This is a genomic window from Flectobacillus major DSM 103, assembly GCF_000427405.1.
Classification (GTDB): Bacteria; Bacteroidota; Bacteroidia; order Cytophagales; family Spirosomataceae; genus Flectobacillus; species Flectobacillus major.
Genome location: NZ_KE386491.1, coordinates 4269575 through 4288797, shown reverse-complemented (window position 1 = coordinate 4288797; position 19223 = coordinate 4269575). Strand labels below are relative to the sequence as shown.

The window sequence follows — 19223 nt, the reverse complement described above, 5'->3', positions numbered from 1 at the left end:
CCGCCTCAAAAGCCCAATAATGAGGCGGCCTTTCCTACAAACATGATCCGAGTTCCGTCTTTTATTCATGCTGGAGAGTTTCAATCCTTGAAAATCAAGGATATGACTTTTGTTGCTTATCGAAATCAAGACCCACCACTCAAAAATGAAGTCTTTTTTGAAGAACATGCCCTCATTTTTGTGCTGGAAGGTGAAAAAAAATTTGTGACTCCCGAACAAGAAATTCGGGTAAAAAAAGGCAATGTTGTTTTTATCAGGCGAGGCTACTATATGATGCAAGAGGCTATCAACAAGCAGTATCGTAGTTTGGTGTTTTTCTTTAATGAAAAACTACTCAAAGAGTTTGTTGCTAGCCATTTAACCTTATTTCAGGAAGAACATCTCAACGAGCCCGATAATAGTAAAGGGCTTTTGGTTTTTGGAATTAACGAAAGCCTCGAAAAATTTATCGACTCTATTTTTCCTTATTTTCACCTAAAAACACGTTATCTCAATCACTTCCTCAATCTCAAACTTCAGGAGCTTCTTTTGCATTTATTGGAAATAGACCCCACCGGCGAACTCAAATCTATTATTTATGCTATTTACAAAGGTGAAAAAGCAGATTTGGAGTTTTTGATGGACAGCTATTACCTAAAACCTCTTTCGATGGACGAACTTTCGCGACTATCGGGGCGTAGCTTATCGGCTTTTAAACGAGACTTTCAAAAACAATTTCACACCTCCCCTGCTCTTTGGCTCAAAAACAAACGCCTTGAACACGCTCGGCTCTTGCTCGAAAATTCGCCAATGAATGTATCAGAAATCAGCATGGAAATAGGTTATGAAAGTGTTTCGCACTTTATTAAGGCTTTTAAAGAAAAGTACGGCGTAACACCTACCAACTACAAGATTTAAGCATACTGGGTATTACTTATTTGTCCCAAATCAATCGGTATAGGCTACTCGCTGGCTTTCTTTTTGATGTTTCCATAATTCTTGAAAAATAGCACTCTCTTGTAGTAGCTTTTCAAACGTACCTTCATCTACAATAATGCCTTTTTGCAAGATATAGACATAATCAAATTGAGCCAATAAATGTAGCCTATGCAAAGTAGACAATACAGCTTTGCCCTCAAATTCTCGGAAAAGTTTCTGATAAATCTGCATTTCGGTTTTGGGGTCAACACTACTTGTCGGTTCGTCAAGCAATACAATTTTAGACGTTCGTGCAGCCAAAATACCTCTTGCCAAAGCCAATCGCTGTTTTTGTCCTCCCGATAAGTTTACACCTTTTTCCTGAATATTAGATTGCAGGCCGTTGGGCAACTGAGCTACCACGTCGGTGAAGTGTGCTACCTCGCATACCTCCATAATTTCGGATTGCTCAAATGGCAAACCCAAAGTAATATTATATTCGATGGTATTCTCAAAAATTTCGGGCTCTTGAGGAAACAATGTTACTGTTTCAGAAAGTACGCCCAAGTCGTCGAGGGGCTTGCCATCCAGTACAATGCTTGTCCCTTTTTCGGCTTCATAAAGCCCCCGTAACAAAGCCAGCAAAGTACTTTTGCCCGACCCACTTTCTCCAATAAAAGCAATACGTTTACCTTTTTCGATATTCAACTGAAGATTATGCAATGCCTGCGACTGGCTATTGGCCTGATATACCTCGCGATGAGAAAAATTTAAGTGTTTAATCTCCAATTTTTGCCAATGTTCAGGCAAAATATCAACGGCCTCGGGGCGATGTTGCTGACGATACGCCTCTGCAATACTCCTCGCTGTTTGAACATCGGTATTGTGTTGAATAATTTGAGTATACAGCCAAGCTACATCATGAAAAACACTCGTGAAGTTATTAACATAGCCCAATAGCGTTACTAATCCGCCCACCAAAAAGACTTTTCCTACCTCCCAATGCTGATAAACATAGCCTATCGTAATAACCACATAAATCAAGCCTACCAGCATATCAGCCACAAACCACTTCCATTCGTTTAATACTACTTGTTTTCTGAAAGGCTTAAATACAAAAGCTATTTTATCGGACAGGCTATTTTCCATACGCTTTTCTAGGCGTAAAGTAATTACCGTAATAATATTTGAAAGGCTATCAAATAAAGTTGACGACACAATATGCTCTCGCTCGTTGGTTTCGTCTAAGGCTTTGATAAAGGGCTTATCAAACTTTGTGATAATCCATATCGTGAGAATACCTAAGAGAATGCCTACAGCTCCAAACAATGGAGAAAAATAGAGCATAGCAATAAACGAGAAGAAAAATTTAGAAAAAGCATGAAGATACATAAAGCCATCTTGAAAAAACGTTTTCAGAGCTTCGTATGCTTTTCTGATACGATTGATAGTAGCACCGCTGTGGTTATCCTGATGCCATTTTACGGGCAAATGCAAGGTTTGATGATAGAGTTCATGCAAAAAATTACGGCTTAGGTTAAAAGCCAATTCTCGCTCCATAACCCTAGCAATACCATGAAACGACCACTCAAATAAGCGTAAGCCCAAAAAACCCAAGCCATATAGCCATGCGTCTTTTAGTACATCTACACCTTTGAGTTGTATCTTGTCGATAAACCAACCGTACCACAAAGGATTAAGAGAGAAAATGATATTGGCAACAATAAACATGGCATACACCAATATAAATCGTTTTTTTTCTTGCTGGGCATATTGCCATGCCGTTTTTAACAGAGAAATATAGGGATTCTTATTCATTGGATGATAGAGAAGATGTTCTTTTGTAGCATTGACCAACCTTTTACTTTGTAGCAATCATTGGCTTGGAACTTTACAAACTTCAAAGCAAAGTTACGATAGATTCCCTTTTTTCTAAATCGAAAAAAAATCTTAATATCAGCTTATTTCTAGTCTTTTAATCTAAGCTTATGCAGAATTTTATTCTAAAACACCTAATAAAAACCGCATACAATTAGACTATTTTTCTTTAAAAATCCACTTTCAAAGGCTTTTTTTATTATCCAAAACCTATTCATACTTTTGGATAATAAATATTTTTTTATACATTTGAATTATGAAAAATAAATACACAAAAAACACTTTATTGATTATTCAACTCCTCGCACTTGTGTGAGATAAAGGATATTTTGCGTAATTCCAAAAGCCTTTTCTCACTTAGCATCTGAGAAAAGGTTTTTTTTTACCCATTGCAACTGATTTTGTAACCAAAGAAACAACGTAAATCATCAATTTCCCTAAAAAAATCATGAGTCACAAAATTCAAATATTCGACACAACCTTGCGTGATGGCGAGCAAGTACCTGGCTGTCAATTGAACACAGAAGAAAAATTGCAAGTTGCCGAACAGTTAGAGTTACTTGGCGTAGATATTATCGAAGCAGGTTTCCCTATTTCGTCACCAGGCGATTTTCGTTCAGTTGAAGAAATTGCCAAACTCGTTAAGAATGCTACCGTTTGCGGTTTGACTCGTGCTAAAAAAGAGGATATTGATGCAGCCGCAGCGGCTCTAAAACATGCTAAAAAACCACGTATTCATACAGGCATTGGCTCGTCGGATGTTCATATCAAATACAAGTTTAATTCAACTCGTGAAAAAATCATCGAGCAAGGTGTTTGGGCGGTAAAATATGCCAAAAGCTTTGTTGAAGATGTAGAGTTTTTTGCAGAAGATGCTGGCCGTGCAGATTTACAATTTTTGGCTCAATTAACCGAAGCTGTTATCAATGCAGGTGCAACTGTTGTCAACTTGCCCGACACTACGGGTTATTTGTTGCCTCAGCAAATGTTTGAGCGTATCAATTACCTATTTGAAAACGTTCCGAATATTGACAAAGCCATTATTTCGATGCACAACCACAACGACCTTGGCCTTGCTACTGCCAATACCATTGCAGGTATTCAGGCGGGGGCACGTCAGGTAGAGGTTACTATCAATGGTATCGGTGAAAGAGCCGGAAATACTTCATTAGAGGAAGTAGCCATGATTTTGAATGTACACAAAGACTTAGGCTATACTTCTAATATCAACCCTCAGTATTTGTTTCCAACCTCACAATTGGTATCTAATTTGATGGGGATGAACGTACAAGCTAACAAGGCTATTGTAGGGGCAAATGCTTTTGCTCATTCGTCGGGTATTCACCAAGACGGTTTCTTGAAGCATGCTCAAAACTACGAAATCATGAATCCTGAAGATGTAGGCGTACCTTCATCAGCTATTGTATTAACATCACGTTCGGGGCGTGCGGCATTGCGTCATCGTTTACAATTATTAGGTTTTGATTTTGAAAAACCTGAATTGGACAAGTTATATACACGTTTCTTATTGATGGCCGATGAGCGTAAACAATTAAACGACGAGGATTTGAAAGAATTAGTAGGGTAAACTATTACTTGTCTCCCCAGAACTCAGTACTTCAACTTGTATCTTCCCCTAATTACTGAATAATTATTGACATAGAGTTACACTATAAAATACCTAGTATAACTCTGTGTATTTTTATACCATTCTATCCAATATTAAGCATTTTTGAAATATATCTAAAAAGCATTTTATGCCCCAAGTCTGAAATGTTTCATTTTCTCTATTCAAGATTCACAAAAACTCATAGATTCACTCATAATTTGCAGACACAAAAAAGCCACTTCATACATTCCGAAGTGGCTTTTCCATAAACCCTAAACCAAACTAAATTTATCTATTTTATTATCTTGGCTTTAAGGCAACAAGGTTATTACCTTTTAGCTATTTTTTATCTTTTTTATCTTTATTCGGGTCTTTTTTCTGAACAAGTTCTCCGTCTTTTAATTTTTTAGAAACGGTTAAGTACGGCCCCGAAATAATTTGTTCTCCATCTGTTAAACCACTCAATATTTCGATATTTTCAAAATCTGAAATACCAGTAATTACTTCTCTTAACTTAGCGTGATTGTCTTTTGTTAAAACAAATACCACCTCTTTTACTTTGTCTTTCTTAATAACCTTTGGTTCTTCGCTATTATTGCTCGACTCCTCGTCTTTTTTCTCATTTTCTTTTCCTTCAGCAGCTTTAGGATCACGGGTAGTTACAGAGGCTAAAGGTACAGATAACACGCCATTTTTACGGTCGGTAACAATTTCAACAGATGCTGTCATACCAGGCTTTAAAGGGTATGAACGCTTGCCTTTAATTAAGTCGGCATACGAGCTTCTTAAAACCCTAATTTTCACTTCAAATTCAGTAACGGCATCGGTAGAAACAGATGTAGCAGTAGAAGAAGAAAGTCCGTTAGCTGAGCTTGCAATTTCGTATACTAATCCTTTAAATTTACGACCAGAAGCACTATATGAATCGACATCTATAATAACGGTATCATTAAGGCTAACACGGGTAATATCATTTTCGTTCACATTGACACGAACTTCCATTTTGTTTAAATTGGCAATACGAAGCATCTCAGTACCAGCCATTTGAGATGTACCTACTACTCTTTCACCTAGTTCTACATTAAGTTTAGAGATTGTACCGCTTTGAGGAGCATAAATGGTTGTTTTGGTTAAGTTGGTACGAGCCTCTTTCAAGGCTGCCTCCGAGCTTCTTACATTAAATGCCGCAGCTTGTACACTAGCTTTTGCTGATTCCAAATCTTGTTTGGCTACTGCATATTGTGAGTTGAATTGGTCAAAATCTGCATCAGAAATAACTTTGTCGTCGTGTAGCTTTCTGTTACGGTCGTAATCTACTTTTGCTTTTAGCAAACGAGCTTCCGATTGAGATTGCATTGCTTTTGACTGTTCGAGCGATGCTTTGGCAGAGTTTACCTGAGCCTCGGCACGAGCCAATAGCGATTCGTAGTTATCTGGACGAATTTTCAATAACAACTGTCCAGCTACAACAGAGTCACCTTCGCTAATATACAGCCCTACGATTTCGCCCGAAACATCAGGTGATAACTTCACTTCTATTTCTGGCTGTACTTTTCCAGAAGCCGATACACGTTCGACGATATCAACTTTTTTAGCTTTGGCTAATTCTACTTCAGTAGCAGGCTCTTTTCCTATCCAGCCTTGTTTTTTTGCTAATATTAGCCCACCCACTACAACGACAACGAGTACAGCTAGTATTACCCAGATTTTGTTAGATTTTTTCATTATATTAAATGTTTTAATAATGGGCAAACACGTAGAAACATACCTAGTACCATTGAAGTACTAGTGCGTTTTTCGGTCATTTACACACTGTTTTGTTTGGTTAAAAAGTGAGCGGCTTGTTTTGGTAATAATCTAATATCTTGGTTCTAAAAATAAAGTCGTATTTGGCTTGAATCTGATTGGCTTTTGCTTTGTCTAAGTTGGTTTTTTGGAGGTTGTAACTCACAAAGTCGATAGCTCCTGCATTGAATTTGCTTTCGGCAGCACGGAAAGACTCCTCCAAAGCCGTAACCTGAACCGTTAGGGCTTCGTAACGTTTGGCGGCATTATTCATATTGGTATATGCCTGTTCGATATTTTGACGAAGCGTCAACCTTGTTTTTTGGGCTTCTAGTTCAGCATTCGTTTTTTGTAATTTTGCCTGACTAACACGTGTTTTATTGGCAAAACGGCTAAATATTGGAATATTGGCATTTACACCAAAACCATAGTTGAGGGTATTTTCGAGCTGTTTGAAATAACCTACTGTACCCATTTCAACGGTGCGAGGTGTTTTTACAATCAAAGGAATATCCTGACCATTGAAGCTTACTGTTCCTAGGTTTTGTTCGTTTGTACCATCTACACGATATTCTTTTTGAGCATTTGATTGGTTAGCCCCAAACGTTCCAGAAAACGATATAGTAGGCAAATAGCCTGCTTTAGCAATAGCAATACCTCTATCGGCACTTTTTACACGAAAATCTGAAGCTTTTACAACTGGCTGGCTATCTTCTGCAATTTCGTAGATTTTATCAATAGGAGCTTCGTATAATGTGGTGGTTGGAGTTGGTACAGATATTCTATCCAAGTTGATATTTGAAATATCTTTATCGTTCAACAACTGTAAAAGTGTCAGCTTGGCCAAATCCAAAGTGCTTTGGCTATTTACAACGGTTGTTTCTTCGTTGGCAAGTTGGGCCTTTAGGTCTAGCAAGTTTGACTGAGCCAGCGACCCTGCTCGTACTAACTTATCAGTTCTTTCGATTTGAAGGCGTGTAATAGCAGTTTGGCTTTGTCCGATTGCCAGTTGGTCTTCTGCATTGAGAATATTCAAATAGGCTAATACTACCTGCATCGAAATATTTTCTTTCATGGCCTGCATATCCAACTGGTTAGCTTTTACCAACAGGTCGTTTTGTGCAATGGTATTTTTTAGCAAATAGCCATTAAACAACGTAACGCCTGCATTGACATTCAAGCTATTGTAGTTGATATTTCGGGCTACGTAAGTGTTGGTAAATGGGTCAAGGCTTCGACCAAAGTTGAAGAACTCACTCACTGTACCACTTGCTGTAGGCAAAAGATTATTTTTGGATTGTTGGTGATTCAACAAGGCGTTTTGTAGCTGAATTTCCGATTGTTTAACAGAGATATTATTTCTAAGAGCAATATCAACAGCTTGTTGAAGAGAGATTTTAGGAGCCTTAGTATTAGGAGCCTCCACAGCGTTTTGAGCATTAGCTTGAAGGCTCAAAACAACCATACTTCCCATTAATAGTTTGTAAATGCTTGATTTCATAATTGATAATTCGTTTGCTATAAATCATTCTCTGTTAAAACAGGCCAACAAGAGTTTTTTTGAATAATCAATGTTACGAATGAAAAATCAAGGCATGAAGAACTTTTGGATAAGTGGTTGGTCAATAGGGATTAGTGGTGTTTTTAGCACCAAGTATTTTTATAGCACATGATATGCCGTTGACAACGGCATATCATGATGATGACTTTATTGCCAATTTAAGATAACATTCTCGATAATTGAGCAAGCCTCATTCATTTGGCTCTCGGTAATTACCAATGGCGGAGCAAAGCGAATTTTGTTGCCATGGGTAGGCTTGGCCAATAGTCCTTTTTCTTTGAATGCCAGACATAAGTTCCAAGCGGTTTCGCTTTCTTCATCGTCGTTGATTTCGATAGCATTTAACAATCCTTTACCTCTAACCAAAGTAACTAAGTCGGGGCGTTGGGCTATAATTTTACGCATACGTTCTCTGAAAAGTTCGCCCATTACGGTCGCATTTTCGGCCAAATTTTCATCACGTACTACCGACAACGCCGCCATTGTTACGGCACATGCCAGAGGGTTGCCTCCATAAGTAGAGCCATGTTCGCCGGGCTTAATGGTCAGCATAATTTCATCGCGGCATAATACCGCCGAAACGGGGTATGTTCCACCAGAAAGAGCTTTGCCCAATATCAGAATATCGGGCTGAAAACCTTCGTGATCGCAAGCCAAGCGTTTGCCTGTACGAGCAATACCCGTCTGCACCTCATCGGCAATAAACAATACATTATTGGCACGGCATAATTCGTACGCTTTTTTCAAATAACCTTCATCGGGTACTACAACGCCCGCTTCGCCCTGAATAGGCTCTACCATAAAGCCTGCTACGTTAGGGTCTTTTAGGACTTCGGCCAAGGCCTCTAGGTCGTTGTAAGGGACAATAATATACCCAGGTAACAATGGCCCATAATCGTTATAACTTGATGGGTCGGTAGACGATGAAATAGCAGCGAGTGTTCTACCCCAAAAGTTCCCAGCGGCATAAACTGTTTTGGCTTGATTTTGGGGAATACCTTTTAATTTATACGCCCACTTGCGAGTAAGTTTCAAGGCTGTTTCGCCACCTTCTGCTCCTGAGTTCATCATCAACACCTTATCATAACCAAAATATTCGCAAAGGAATTTTTCGCAAATACCTAATTGATTATTATAGAATGCTCTTGATGTTAAGGTTAACTTTTGGGCTTGTTCTACCATGGCCTGAACAATTCTTGGGTGACAATGCCCCTGATTTACAGCACTATAGGCAGAAAGGAAATCAAAATATGGACGATTTTCAACATCCCAAACAAAGACCCCCTGGCCTCGCTCTAGTACTACAGGCATGGGGTGGTAATTATGAGCACCGTAGTGGTCTTCTAGGGTAATAGCAAAATCTGTTGGGGTAAGTTCGGTTATATTTTTTTCGATGGATGTCATGGGAATGATGGTTTTGTGTGCGTAGCACAGATTACTGAATCAATTACAATAGACCTTTGATTTTGTGTTGAAAACAAAATCTTAAACAACCTATAAAATCAGTATAAACCATTATTCGGCAGAAAAAAGCCAAATAACATAGATAAGAAGTGTGGTAGAAACTAAAATTCTGTGAATTTTGCAGAAATGTCCATACAATGTGCTTGTCGTAAAAAGACGACATACAGACAGCCCGTTAGCAAAGCGGCTTGAACGATATGGGAAAATTGTTGGCATTTGTTACAAAAATACGATATTTTAAACATTTTCGACAAGTATGCTGTTCAAATTATACGCATTTCAAGCATAAAACCATTATTATTCCATTGAAAACTACAGAACAAAATAACGCTAATAGAGGCTTAGAACCCAGCGACTATTATTATAACGAACAGGGTTTTATGGTTTTTACCAAAGAATATCATCTCAAAAGAGGATATTGTTGTAAAAATGGATGCAAACACTGCCCTTATGGGTTCAAAAAGCCCAAAGCATTTTAATCCCAACCTATCATGAAAGCAATAACACTAAAAGCTTTTGGCAGTATCGAAAACTTCCAACTAGAAGAGGTTGCCATGCCTACTAATAGCAACAACAATGTACTTATTCGTATAAAAGCTACCTCCTTCAATCCGATTGATTACCAAATGCGACAAGGTTCTACTGAAAGTAAATTATTGAAATCGCCTATTTTGGGCAGAGAACTAGCTGGCACAATTACAGAAATTGGGGAAAATGTAACAGAATTTTCGGTCGGTGACGATGTTGTTGCATACGTAGGAAGCTTAGGCTCAAATGGCACTTATACCGAATACATTAGTGTACCTAAAGAACTTATTGCTATAAAACCCGCTACAATAAGCTTTGAAGAAGCTACATCCGTACCGATGGTGGGCCTTACTGCTTTACAATGCGTTGAACGATTGAATCCTTCTATTCATCAATCTATTTTTATCAGTGGTGGAGCTGGTGGCGTTGGTACATGGGTCATCAAATTATTACTTGCTCAGGGTATCAATGATATTATTACGATTGCAGGAAATCAGGAAAGTATTGATAGTTTATTGGCATTAGGACTTCAGCCCGATAATATTATTGATTATAAAAACCCCGACTTTATCCAACACATTGAAAATAAACATCAAACATTCGATATTTGTATTGATTTAGTTGGTGGCAAAATCTCGGAACTATGTAGTAATATACTAAAAACAAATGGTACTTACGTTGATATTACGGCTTTATCAACAGCCCATGCGAGAGAAGAATTATTTGATAAAGGAGCGATTATTCTTCATATTTCTAATTATGCCTACACTTTATCTGGCAAACGAACAGACCTTCTTTATTATGGTACAAAATTGGCACAACTTATGGAGCTAATAGCCTCAAAAAATGAACTCATTCCTGCTATTCATAATGTAGGCCAGTTGAGTTTAGCAAGTGTACAGCTAGCTCATACCATGCTAGAAAATAATCAGACCCACGGTAAAAAGCTCGTCATGAGCCTATAAAATTGAGCCATCCTATTTCGCAAATACTGCGTAGCTGGATGGCTCATTGTGTTGTTTATTTTAGTAACTCATAAATACCAGCCACACCTTGCCCTCCACCTACACAAGCCGTTACCATACCATATTTTTGGTTACGACGACGCATTTCACTAAAAAGCTGTACCGAAAGCCTTGCTCCTGTCGAGCCTAAAGCGTGTCCTAAAGCAATAGCTCCACCATTTGGATTTAGCTTGCTTGGGTCAATATCGAGCGTTCTGATGACGGCCAAAGATTGTGCAGCAAAAGCCTCATTCAACTCAATTTGGTCAATATCTTTCAAACTCAAACCTGCTTGTTCTAAAGCCTTTGGAATAGCAAAAACAGGACCGATACCCATAATACGAGGTTCACAACCTGCAGTAGCATAAGACACCATCCGAGCAATTGGTTCGAGGTTGAGTTCTTTGACCATTCTTTCCGACATTACCATTACAAATGCAGCACCATCGGACGTTTGAGATGAATTGCCTGCCGTAACCGAGCCACCCGCTGCAAATACAGGCTTTAGCCTTGCCAATGCTTCAATATTGGTGTCGGCACGAGGGCCTTCATCTTTATTAAAAATGGTTTCTCGTGTTTTCTTTTTCCCAGTGTTAGTATCAAAATACGTTTCTTTAATTGTAATAGGTACTATCTGGTCGTTGAACAAACCTGCCTGCTGAGCCGCTATTGCTTTTTTGTGTGATTCGTAAGCAAAAGCGTCTTGGTCTTCACGACTGATTTTATATTGATTAGCCACCTGCTCGGCCGTTAGCCCCATACCGATATAATAATCAGGCGTTTTTTGAGCTATTTCAAAATTGAGAGCTGTTTTGTAGCCCATTACAGGTACTAGCGACATCGACTCTACTCCGCCTGCAATAATACAATCGGCCATACCTGCCGCAATTTTGGCAGATGCCAAAGCTATAGCTTCTACTCCTGATCCACAATAACGGTTGATAGTAAAGCCTGAAACCTCTTTGGGCAACGACAATAAAGCCACATAACGCCCTATTTGCATACCCTGCTCGGCCTCTGGCACGGCATTACCGACAATCACATCGTCGACTCTTACGGGGTCTAGTTGTGGCACATCTTTCAACAGATGTTTGATTACTTCTGCACCCAATTCGTCTGGGCGAGTAAAGCGAAGTGTACCTTTGGGAGCTTTACCAACAGCGGTACGATAGCCCGCAACAATATATGCATTCATGGTTGTTTCTATTTAGTAATATTCATTAGAAAATCGTAATGGCTGAAAAATCAAACCAACAAGCGTTATGTTTCCAAATTGGCATTATCAACTTTTCATATTCAATTAGTTTCTCAAAGGTTTACCTCCACTAAGTAGGCTTTGAATACGTTCTAAGGTTTTGCGTTCGCCAGAAAGCGACAAGAACGCTTCTCGTTCTAAATCCAATAAATATTGTTCTGTAACATTTTGTGGATAACTCAAATCGCCACCGCATATTACATAAGCCAATTTATCGGCAATTTTGGCATCATGTTCTGAAATATATCTACCCATCAGCATTGAGGTAATACCTGCTTTGAAAAGAGCAATCCCTGCTTTGCCTTGTACTTTTATATCGTTTCGTTGTTTGGGTTGTGTATATCCTGCATCGGCCAATTCTATAGCTGCCTGTTTGGCATCGGCAATAAGTCTATTGCGATTCACGACAATTTCATCTCCACGACGGAAGTAATTCATATCAAAGGCTTCTTGTGCCGAAGTACTTACTTTTGCAGTAGCAATATTCATAAATGCCGACTGAAGGATATTGAGTTCGGGGTCACCCGTTTTGTATTGGTCTGAACAACGAAGAGCCATCTCCTTTGTACCACCGCCAGCAGGAATCAAACCTACACCTACTTCTACCAAACCCATATAGGTTTCGGCAGCTGCAACAACTCGGTCGGCATGGAGCGTAATCTCACAACCGCCCCCCAAAGCTAAAGTATGCGGTGCTACTACTACAGGAATCGACGAATAACGTACTCGCATCATCGTTTGCTGAAACTGAGCAATCATCATGTTTACTTCATCAAATTCCTGTTCGACAGCATACATAAACAACATGGCTAGATTGGCACCTGCCGAAAAAGCCTCATTGCTATCGTTCCCAATTACTAAGCCTCTGTAATCTTTTTCGGCTAGGTTGATAGCTTTATGAACACCTTCAATAACACCAGCCCCAAACGTATTCATTTTTGAACGGAATTCTAAGCCCAAAATACCATCCCCCAAATCATAAACAGAACTTTCAGCGTTTTTCCAAACTACATTATCTGATAAATTTTCGAGAATGATAAACGATTCTGTTCCTGGAATACCCTTATACGACTGCGTAGGAATATCATAATAAAGACGACGACCGCCTTCTTTCTTATAAAAAGAGGTAATACCTTTGGCTAACATTTGATGAACCCACTCGGCTGGCTCCATGCCCTCGGCCTTCATCAAAGCAATACCTTTTTCAATACCTATTGCATCCCAAGTTTCAAAAAGACCTATTTCCCAGCCAAAACCTGCACAAATAGCAGCATCAATACGGTATAGTTCGTCCGAGATTTCAGGAATACGATAGGTTACATATCTAAAACCATCTAAAATAGTTTTTCTATAAAACTCGCCCGCCTTCGACTTGTCAGCCAATAATACAGCAAATCTGTCTTTCAAAGCCAAGTTTTTAGTTTGTTCAAAAACAGCAAATTTTACCTTTTGTGAGGGTTCATACTCAAATGTTTGAAGGTTCAAGGCCAATATTTCTGACTTACCTGCTGCTCCTTTTATTTTCTTATAAAAACCTTGTCCCGTTTTATCACCAAGCCATTTGTTTTCTTGTAGCTTTTTGAGCATTTCAGGCAAAATAAAAGTGTCTTTAGACTCGTCATTGGCAAGAGCAGCATACAAATTGTTGGCTACGTTGATGGTGGTATCAAGCCCTACAACATCCGATAAGCGGAATGTTCCTGATTTTGGTCGACCCACTACCGCCGATGTTAATTTATCAACTTCCTCTACGGTTAGCCCCATTTCGGCTACAACCTGCATGGTTTTCATCATGCTATATACTCCAACACGATTGGCAATAAAAGCTGGCGTGTCTTTGCACAACACGGTGGTTTTGCCAAGAAAACGGTCGCCGTAGTGCATCAAAAAATCTACTACCGAAGTATCTGTTTGAGGTGTTGGGATAATTTCGAGTAATTTTAGGTAACGAGGTGGGTTAAAAAAGTGGGTTCCGCAAAAATGTTTCTGAAAATCTTCAGAACGCCCCTCGGCCATTAGATGAATAGGAATCCCTGAAGTATTAGAGGTAATCAAAGTACCGGGCTTGCGAAGAGCATCTACTTTCTCGAAAAGGCTCTTTTTGATGGCCAGATTCTCAACCACTACTTCGGTTATCCAATCGTAATGCTTGATTTCGGCCAAATTATCATCAAAATTGCCCAACTTGATTCGATTGGCAAATGCAGCCGAATACAAAGCCGCAGGATTGGCTTTTAGGGTATTCTGGAATGCTTCGTTGACAATTCTATTGCGTACCGCAGGCGATTCCAGACTAAGCCCTTTTGCTTTTTCAGCGTCGTTGGGTTCTCGTGGAACAATATCGAGCAATAGTACCTCGCAACCAATATTGGCAAAATGACAGGCAATTCGACTACCCATAATTCCTGAGCCTAGGATAGCTACTTTCTTAATTGAACGGTTCATTGTGATATGTTTAAAGTATTTTGATTCGATAAGTAAAGTTAAACAAAAATAAAATTGTTATGCAAGCATACTATTATTTTTTATTTGAAACTTTCTTACAAACAAAAAATCCCGCTATTAGCAGGATTTTTTAGTTATTAACCTTTTCTATTATTTTGTTTTTCATCTTTTGGGTACACGTCCTCAAGCATAACGTAACCGTGTAAATGCTTGCAATAGTGCATAATACTGTTATAATACTTTCCGCATCAGATAGTCATTCTGGACTTCTTCTCCTATCACAAATGGGTGAGAATCAAAAATTTCAAATCCCCATTTCTTATAAAACTGAATTGCCTTGGGGTTTTCTTCCCAAACACCCAAGCATATTTCGGCATATCCTTTTTGCTTTGCTAAGTCAATACAGGCTTGCATCATTTTGCTACCTAGCCTAAGGCCATGCAATGTTTTTTGTAAATAAATTCGCTGTATTTCTAAGGCATTACGGTTGGGAAACTCCACTTCATTGGTACGCAACTTGGCATAGGCAACTATTATACCATCAAGAATACCCACCAAGAAATAAGCTCCTTCTTCTTGCATTTCGTGCCATAGTGCTTCTTTGGTAAAGTTTTCGGCAACATACTGCTGTAAATTATCAGGAGTGTTTAGGTGCCCATAGGTATCCACAAAAGTCTGATATGCAACTTTGAGTAGTTCGTCAAGATGACTTTGGTCGGCTATTTGTATTTTCATAAGCAGTCACAAACGTTGATAACTAAACCTTGGCGTTGGGTAGTCATATACAAATAAAGGGCTTTGAACTTATAATAAAAAATACTTAATTTATATAGATTTATAACATTTCAGCATTATTATGGATATTCGTCAGTTAGAATGTTTTTTAGGAGTAGCCTCAGAATTGCACTTTTCAAGGGCTGCCGAAAAGCTCTTTATTGCTCAGCCAGCCCTAAGCCGACACATACAACAGCTAGAAGAAGAGTTAGACGTTTTGCTTTTTGAAAGAGACAAACGCAATGTAAAACTAACCTCGGCAGGTGCATACCTTCAAAAAGAGGCCATAAGGATACTTTCGCAATTAGATTACATTAAGCAACGCACCCAGCAGGTTCATAAAGGCGAAGAAGGCGAGCTACGAATTGCCCATCCTGGCTCGGCGGTATACTCGGTTTTGCCAACATTGTTGTCGGCACTAAAATTATATTTCCCCAAGATACGCACGGCTTTGTCGGAAGTACTCGAAACTAAGCTTTTTGAATCGTTACACAATTATCAGGTAGATGTGGGTTTTGTTAGAGAACCAATTCCTGACAAATATCTGAATTCGAGATTAGTTTTTGAAGAGTATTTTTCGTTGGTAGTACCTCCCAATCATGTGCTAACCAAAGAGAATTTCAAGGGACTACATCAGGTAAAAGATGAACCTTTTATTTTGCCTCCTCGCTATGCAGGTTCTGTTTACCACGATATTTTGTTGAAGATGTGTGAAAGAGAAGGTTTTTTACCCAATATTATCCATGAGTCGAATTTTGGTACAACCATTTTGAAGTTGGTAGAAAATAATCTTGGGGTAAGTCTGTTGCCTTCGTCGTACCGATATGGCTCGGCTATTAATGTAAGATTTATTGATTTGGAAATGTTGCCCGACAGAACACAACTTTCGCTTGTTTGGAGAAAAGACGATACCAATCCAATTTTGCATAATTTTTTAAATACAGCCCAATCGGTAGATTTTAGGGCTTCTATTCAGTATCCACAAACATAAATTTGGGAGGTAGCTCCAATTATGATACGCCCCCCAAATCTATATTGATTAGGCCGCATTGGCCTCTCCTCTATAAAACTGAGTTCTGATACGCTGTTTAGCAAAATATCCACAAAGCGTTGGCGTATCGCCAGAAGTTAAATCCATAATCTGAATATTGCTTACAGCTGCATGGGTTTCTAGTTGTTGACTTGCTTTTACTAAAGCTGGCCAGTCGGTGGTAAGTACCAGTTTTAATTGACGAAAACGAGAGACTTCTTGTTTATTGGTCAATTCAACAAATTGTATCTCTTCAAAATATTTTTGAAGGGTGTTCATCAGTAAATGTACTGTGAAATCGTTATCCTGAAAGCCGATGGTAAGCAAGTATGTTTCCATATTTTCTATAATTATGTAAAATAGTACAACAAATCTCCAGAATAAAGATTATAATTCCAATTTTTTAAAATAAATTAGAATACAATTCCATATATTTATATTATAAAGAAAAACAAGCTATTAAACCAGTAGTTTTTCGTTTCAAAAAGATTTTTTTTCTATGGCCGCTTTAGACAATACCGATTTGCGAATACTCCAACTTTTACAAGAAGATGCCCTCATGACCAACAAAGAAATTGCGGCAAAGCTTAATTTGACCACAACGCCCGTACATGAGCGAATCAAGCGACTAGAAAACGATGGGATTATCGAGAAATATACTGCTATTCTGAACAAATCGAAGCTTGGAAAAAGCTTGGTGGTACTGGTAGATGTTACCTTAAAAGAGCATGCTGCTGAGTTTTTGGCTCAATTTGAGCGAGATGTCTTGCTTTTGCCTGAAGTAGTTGAATGCTATTGTATTTCGGGTGGTGCAGATTTCTTACTAAAGGTATTGGTAAAAGATATGGACGAATATCGCCATTTTATTTTGCACAAACTGGCTACCTTAGCCAATATTGGCAATGCTCAAAGCCGATTTGTAGTCAACGAAATCAAAAGTCAAACACCTGTGCCAATTAATATTTAAGTAATAAGCCTAGTGAGTGAAACCACAATTTAATTCACTCACTAGGTTGCTTGGTATTTATTTTACAACTGGAGGCGTGGCTTTTTTGCCAAATACCGAAAGGTGTACATATCTTTTAGGTGCTAATCTAAAATCAACTAATAGTTTGTCGAGGTCGACCATCGTTCTATTGAGGTTGGTATATAACGAATCATCTTTCAGCATTTTGCCGATAGTACCATTTCCTGCCTGAATACCCGCCAAAACTTTCTGTAGTTCATCGAGTGATTTTTGAGTAGTAGCCAACGCCTGATTAACTTTTAGGGCATTCAGTGAGTCGGCCATTTTATTGAATTTGCCCAAAAGCGGTTTGAACTGCTTTTCGGTTTCAACCAAATTGCCCGAAAGTACCTTCAAATTGGCCGTAATACCATTCAGGTTAGCCTTATTGTCGGCCAAAGTGCTATTCAGAGATGTTCCCAGAGTAGTTACTGTCGTATTTGAATTTTTGAGAAGAGCATTCAATGCCGCCGAGGTTCCCTTAAATCCTTCAGCCACAGTACGGAGGGTTCTCATAAGCGAATCAGCGTGTGTCAACGTTGGCAAAGCTTTTTCTTTCAAAATATCAGTAATACCCGTTTCTGATGCTCCAGCAAGTATACCGCCATCGGCCAATGCAGCACCTTGCCCCATGTCTAAACGAATTAATTTGCCCCCCAAAAGACCGTCTGAAGCCAATACAGCTTTTGTTCCTGCAGGAATAGACAAATCTTTACGAATACTCAATACTACCTTTACTTTATGGCCAGCATCGTTGAGCAATACCACATCTTTTACTTGCCCAACCTTCATACCACTCAACGCTACTTGGCTTGATGGTACTAAGCCCTGTACGTCGGTATAAATAACGGTATATGTGTTTTCGGAAGAGAAAAATGCAGAACCCTTCAAAAAATTAAAACCTAAATAGAGTGCTGAAAATGAAACTAGGGCCAAAATCCCCACCTTTGCTTCTTTGGATATATTCATTTGATTGAAAAAGTAAAAGTAATAGCTGATCATTCTTACCCAGAACTCCATAGCCTTCCCTTCACCTCATTAAGTTTAGTTTTCTATTTCTTCTTTGTACGATTGAAATGCCTTAAAGATAGAGGCAGCCACCTCTTTTTGTCCACTTGCTGTAGCCAAATAAGCTTCTTCTGACTTATTCGACATAAATCCTGCTTCAACCAAAACGCTTGGCATGGCGGTTTCCCAAAGCACCAAAAATCCTGCTTGTTTTACCCCATAGCTATTTCTGTCGCTATGTCGCTTAAATTGTCGTTCTATTTTTTGAGCCAGCTTGAGGCTATTCATCATAAAGGCACTTTGGTAATTGGCCATCATGATATGAGCCAGTGGCGAATTGGGGTCAAAACCTTTGTACGTTTTCTTATAATCACGTTCTTGCAAGATAACGGAGTTTTCACGCTTGGCTACATCTAAATTATCATTAGACTTATGTAACCCCATTGTATAAGTTTCCGTTCCTTTAAACTTGCTAGAAGGGTGCGAATTGCAATGCACAGAGATAAACAAGTTGGCTTTGTTACGATTGGCAATAGCCGACCGCTCATGTAAATTGACAAAAACATCCGTTTGTCGTGTATAATAGACTCGGACGTTGGGGTACTCTTCTTTGATTTTTTTGCCCAATTCGAGTACTATTTTCAACACAACGTTTTTTTCTTTATGGCCCGAAACACCCGTACAACCAGGGTCTTTGCCACCATGGCCAGCATCGAGGACTACCGTTCTGATACTATTATCCATCATTTTTGACGATAACGTATCTATTTCAGGCTCTATTTGCGGAAAAGTAAACCCACTTAGCCAGCCAAAACACACTATAATTAGGCAACCTTTAACAAACTTTAACATTATTTTCGGGACGGTTCGTTATCAAGAACGTTGAATAAAGTAATTTTGTATTTTAAACCTCATGGCTTTACAAAAACTGTTGCCCAATGGAGCTTCTGATTTTTTATCGCCACTAGAACTAATCCAA

General features: G+C 38.9%; 16 protein-coding genes. 6 read left to right on the top strand and 10 right to left on the bottom strand.

The annotated features are described in order from the left end of the window. Positions 1–42: 42 nt before the first annotated feature. Positions 43–897: an AraC family transcriptional regulator gene (locus FLEMA_RS0146290; protein ID WP_026996959.1), complete on the top strand. Its 855-nt coding sequence runs from the start codon at positions 43–45 to the stop codon at positions 895–897. Positions 898–927: 30 nt separating this feature from the next. On the opposite strand, the gene FLEMA_RS72880 is transcribed toward FLEMA_RS0146290, so the two are convergent. Next, the gene (locus FLEMA_RS72880; protein ID WP_044173122.1) at positions 928–2715 is read right to left on the bottom strand and encodes an ABC transporter ATP-binding protein; all 1788 of its coding nucleotides are present in this window, start codon (positions 2713–2715) and stop codon (positions 928–930) included. Between the two features lie 508 nt (positions 2716–3223). Here FLEMA_RS72880 and FLEMA_RS72875 point away from each other — a divergent pair. Next, the gene (locus FLEMA_RS72875) at positions 3224–4363 is read left to right on the top strand and encodes a 2-isopropylmalate synthase (RefSeq protein WP_044175101.1); all 1140 of its coding nucleotides are present in this window, start codon (positions 3224–3226) and stop codon (positions 4361–4363) included. A 360-nt stretch (positions 4364–4723) separates the two neighbouring features. Here FLEMA_RS72875 and FLEMA_RS72870 read toward each other — a convergent pair whose 3' ends face one another. The 3 genes from FLEMA_RS72870 to rocD all read right to left on the bottom strand — a co-directional run bounded on the left by FLEMA_RS72870 (position 4724) and on the right by rocD (position 9134). Next, positions 4724–6112, bottom strand: a complete 1389-nt coding sequence (locus FLEMA_RS72870; protein WP_044175100.1) for an efflux RND transporter periplasmic adaptor subunit — start codon at positions 6110–6112, stop codon at positions 4724–4726. A gap of 97 nt (positions 6113–6209) precedes the next feature. Further along, positions 6210–7670 carry a TolC family protein gene (locus tag FLEMA_RS72865; RefSeq protein ID WP_081681367.1) on the bottom strand — a complete coding sequence of 487 codons (1461 nt, stop codon included), beginning with the start codon at positions 7668–7670 and terminating at the stop codon, positions 6210–6212. A 207-nt stretch (positions 7671–7877) separates the two neighbouring features. Continuing rightward, a complete protein-coding gene (gene rocD / locus FLEMA_RS72860) occupies positions 7878–9134 on the bottom strand; it encodes an ornithine--oxo-acid transaminase (RefSeq protein ID WP_044173120.1) in 1257 nt (418 codons plus the stop codon). 257 nt (positions 9135–9391) lie between these two features. Here rocD and FLEMA_RS72855 point away from each other — a divergent pair, with 257 nt between their 5' ends. Continuing rightward, the gene (locus FLEMA_RS72855; RefSeq protein ID WP_044173118.1) at positions 9392–9673 is read left to right on the top strand and encodes a C1orf53 family protein; all 282 of its coding nucleotides are present in this window, start codon (positions 9392–9394) and stop codon (positions 9671–9673) included. Between the two features lie 12 nt (positions 9674–9685). Continuing rightward, positions 9686–10687, top strand: coding sequence for an NADP-dependent oxidoreductase (locus FLEMA_RS0146080; RefSeq protein ID WP_026997949.1), 1002 nt, complete (start codon positions 9686–9688; stop codon positions 10685–10687). 55 nt (positions 10688–10742) lie between these two features. Here the strand turns inward: FLEMA_RS0146080 and FLEMA_RS72850 are convergent, their stop codons facing one another. From FLEMA_RS72850 to FLEMA_RS72840, 3 genes are all read right to left on the bottom strand, one after another. Continuing rightward, positions 10743–11921, bottom strand: coding sequence for an acetyl-CoA C-acyltransferase (locus tag FLEMA_RS72850; RefSeq protein ID WP_044173116.1), 1179 nt, complete (start codon positions 11919–11921; stop codon positions 10743–10745). A 105-nt stretch (positions 11922–12026) separates the two neighbouring features. Next, on the bottom strand, positions 12027–14426 hold the full coding sequence (locus FLEMA_RS72845; protein ID WP_044173114.1) for a 3-hydroxyacyl-CoA dehydrogenase/enoyl-CoA hydratase family protein: 2400 nt from the start codon (positions 14424–14426) through the stop codon (positions 12027–12029). Between the two features lie 231 nt (positions 14427–14657). Further along, complete coding sequence (locus FLEMA_RS72840; protein WP_044173112.1) at positions 14658–15161, bottom strand: GNAT family N-acetyltransferase; 504 nt, start codon at positions 15159–15161, stop codon at positions 14658–14660. 121 nt (positions 15162–15282) lie between these two features. Between FLEMA_RS72840 and FLEMA_RS72835 the strand changes: the two genes are divergently transcribed. After that, positions 15283–16191, top strand: coding sequence for a LysR family transcriptional regulator (locus tag FLEMA_RS72835; RefSeq protein ID WP_044173110.1), 909 nt, complete (start codon positions 15283–15285; stop codon positions 16189–16191). 48 nt (positions 16192–16239) lie between these two features. On the opposite strand, the gene FLEMA_RS72830 is transcribed toward FLEMA_RS72835, so the two are convergent. After that, positions 16240–16569, bottom strand: coding sequence for a hypothetical protein (locus FLEMA_RS72830; RefSeq protein WP_044173109.1), 330 nt, complete (start codon positions 16567–16569; stop codon positions 16240–16242). 160 nt (positions 16570–16729) lie between these two features. Here FLEMA_RS72830 and FLEMA_RS0145930 point away from each other — a divergent pair, with 160 nt between their 5' ends. Then, entirely contained in the window at positions 16730–17197 is a 468-nt protein-coding gene (locus FLEMA_RS0145930; protein ID WP_026997948.1) for an Lrp/AsnC family transcriptional regulator, read from the top strand. Between the two features lie 57 nt (positions 17198–17254). On the opposite strand, the gene FLEMA_RS72825 is transcribed toward FLEMA_RS0145930, so the two are convergent. Both FLEMA_RS72825 and FLEMA_RS72820 read right to left on the bottom strand, forming a co-directional pair. Beyond that, positions 17255–18205 (bottom strand): MlaD family protein, encoded by a 951-nt coding sequence (locus tag FLEMA_RS72825; RefSeq protein WP_044173107.1) that lies wholly within the window; start codon positions 18203–18205, stop codon positions 17255–17257. Between the two features lie 75 nt (positions 18206–18280). Next, the gene (locus FLEMA_RS72820; RefSeq protein ID WP_044173105.1) at positions 18281–19096 is read right to left on the bottom strand and encodes an N-acetylmuramoyl-L-alanine amidase family protein; all 816 of its coding nucleotides are present in this window, start codon (positions 19094–19096) and stop codon (positions 18281–18283) included. Positions 19097–19223: the final 127 nt, after the last annotated feature.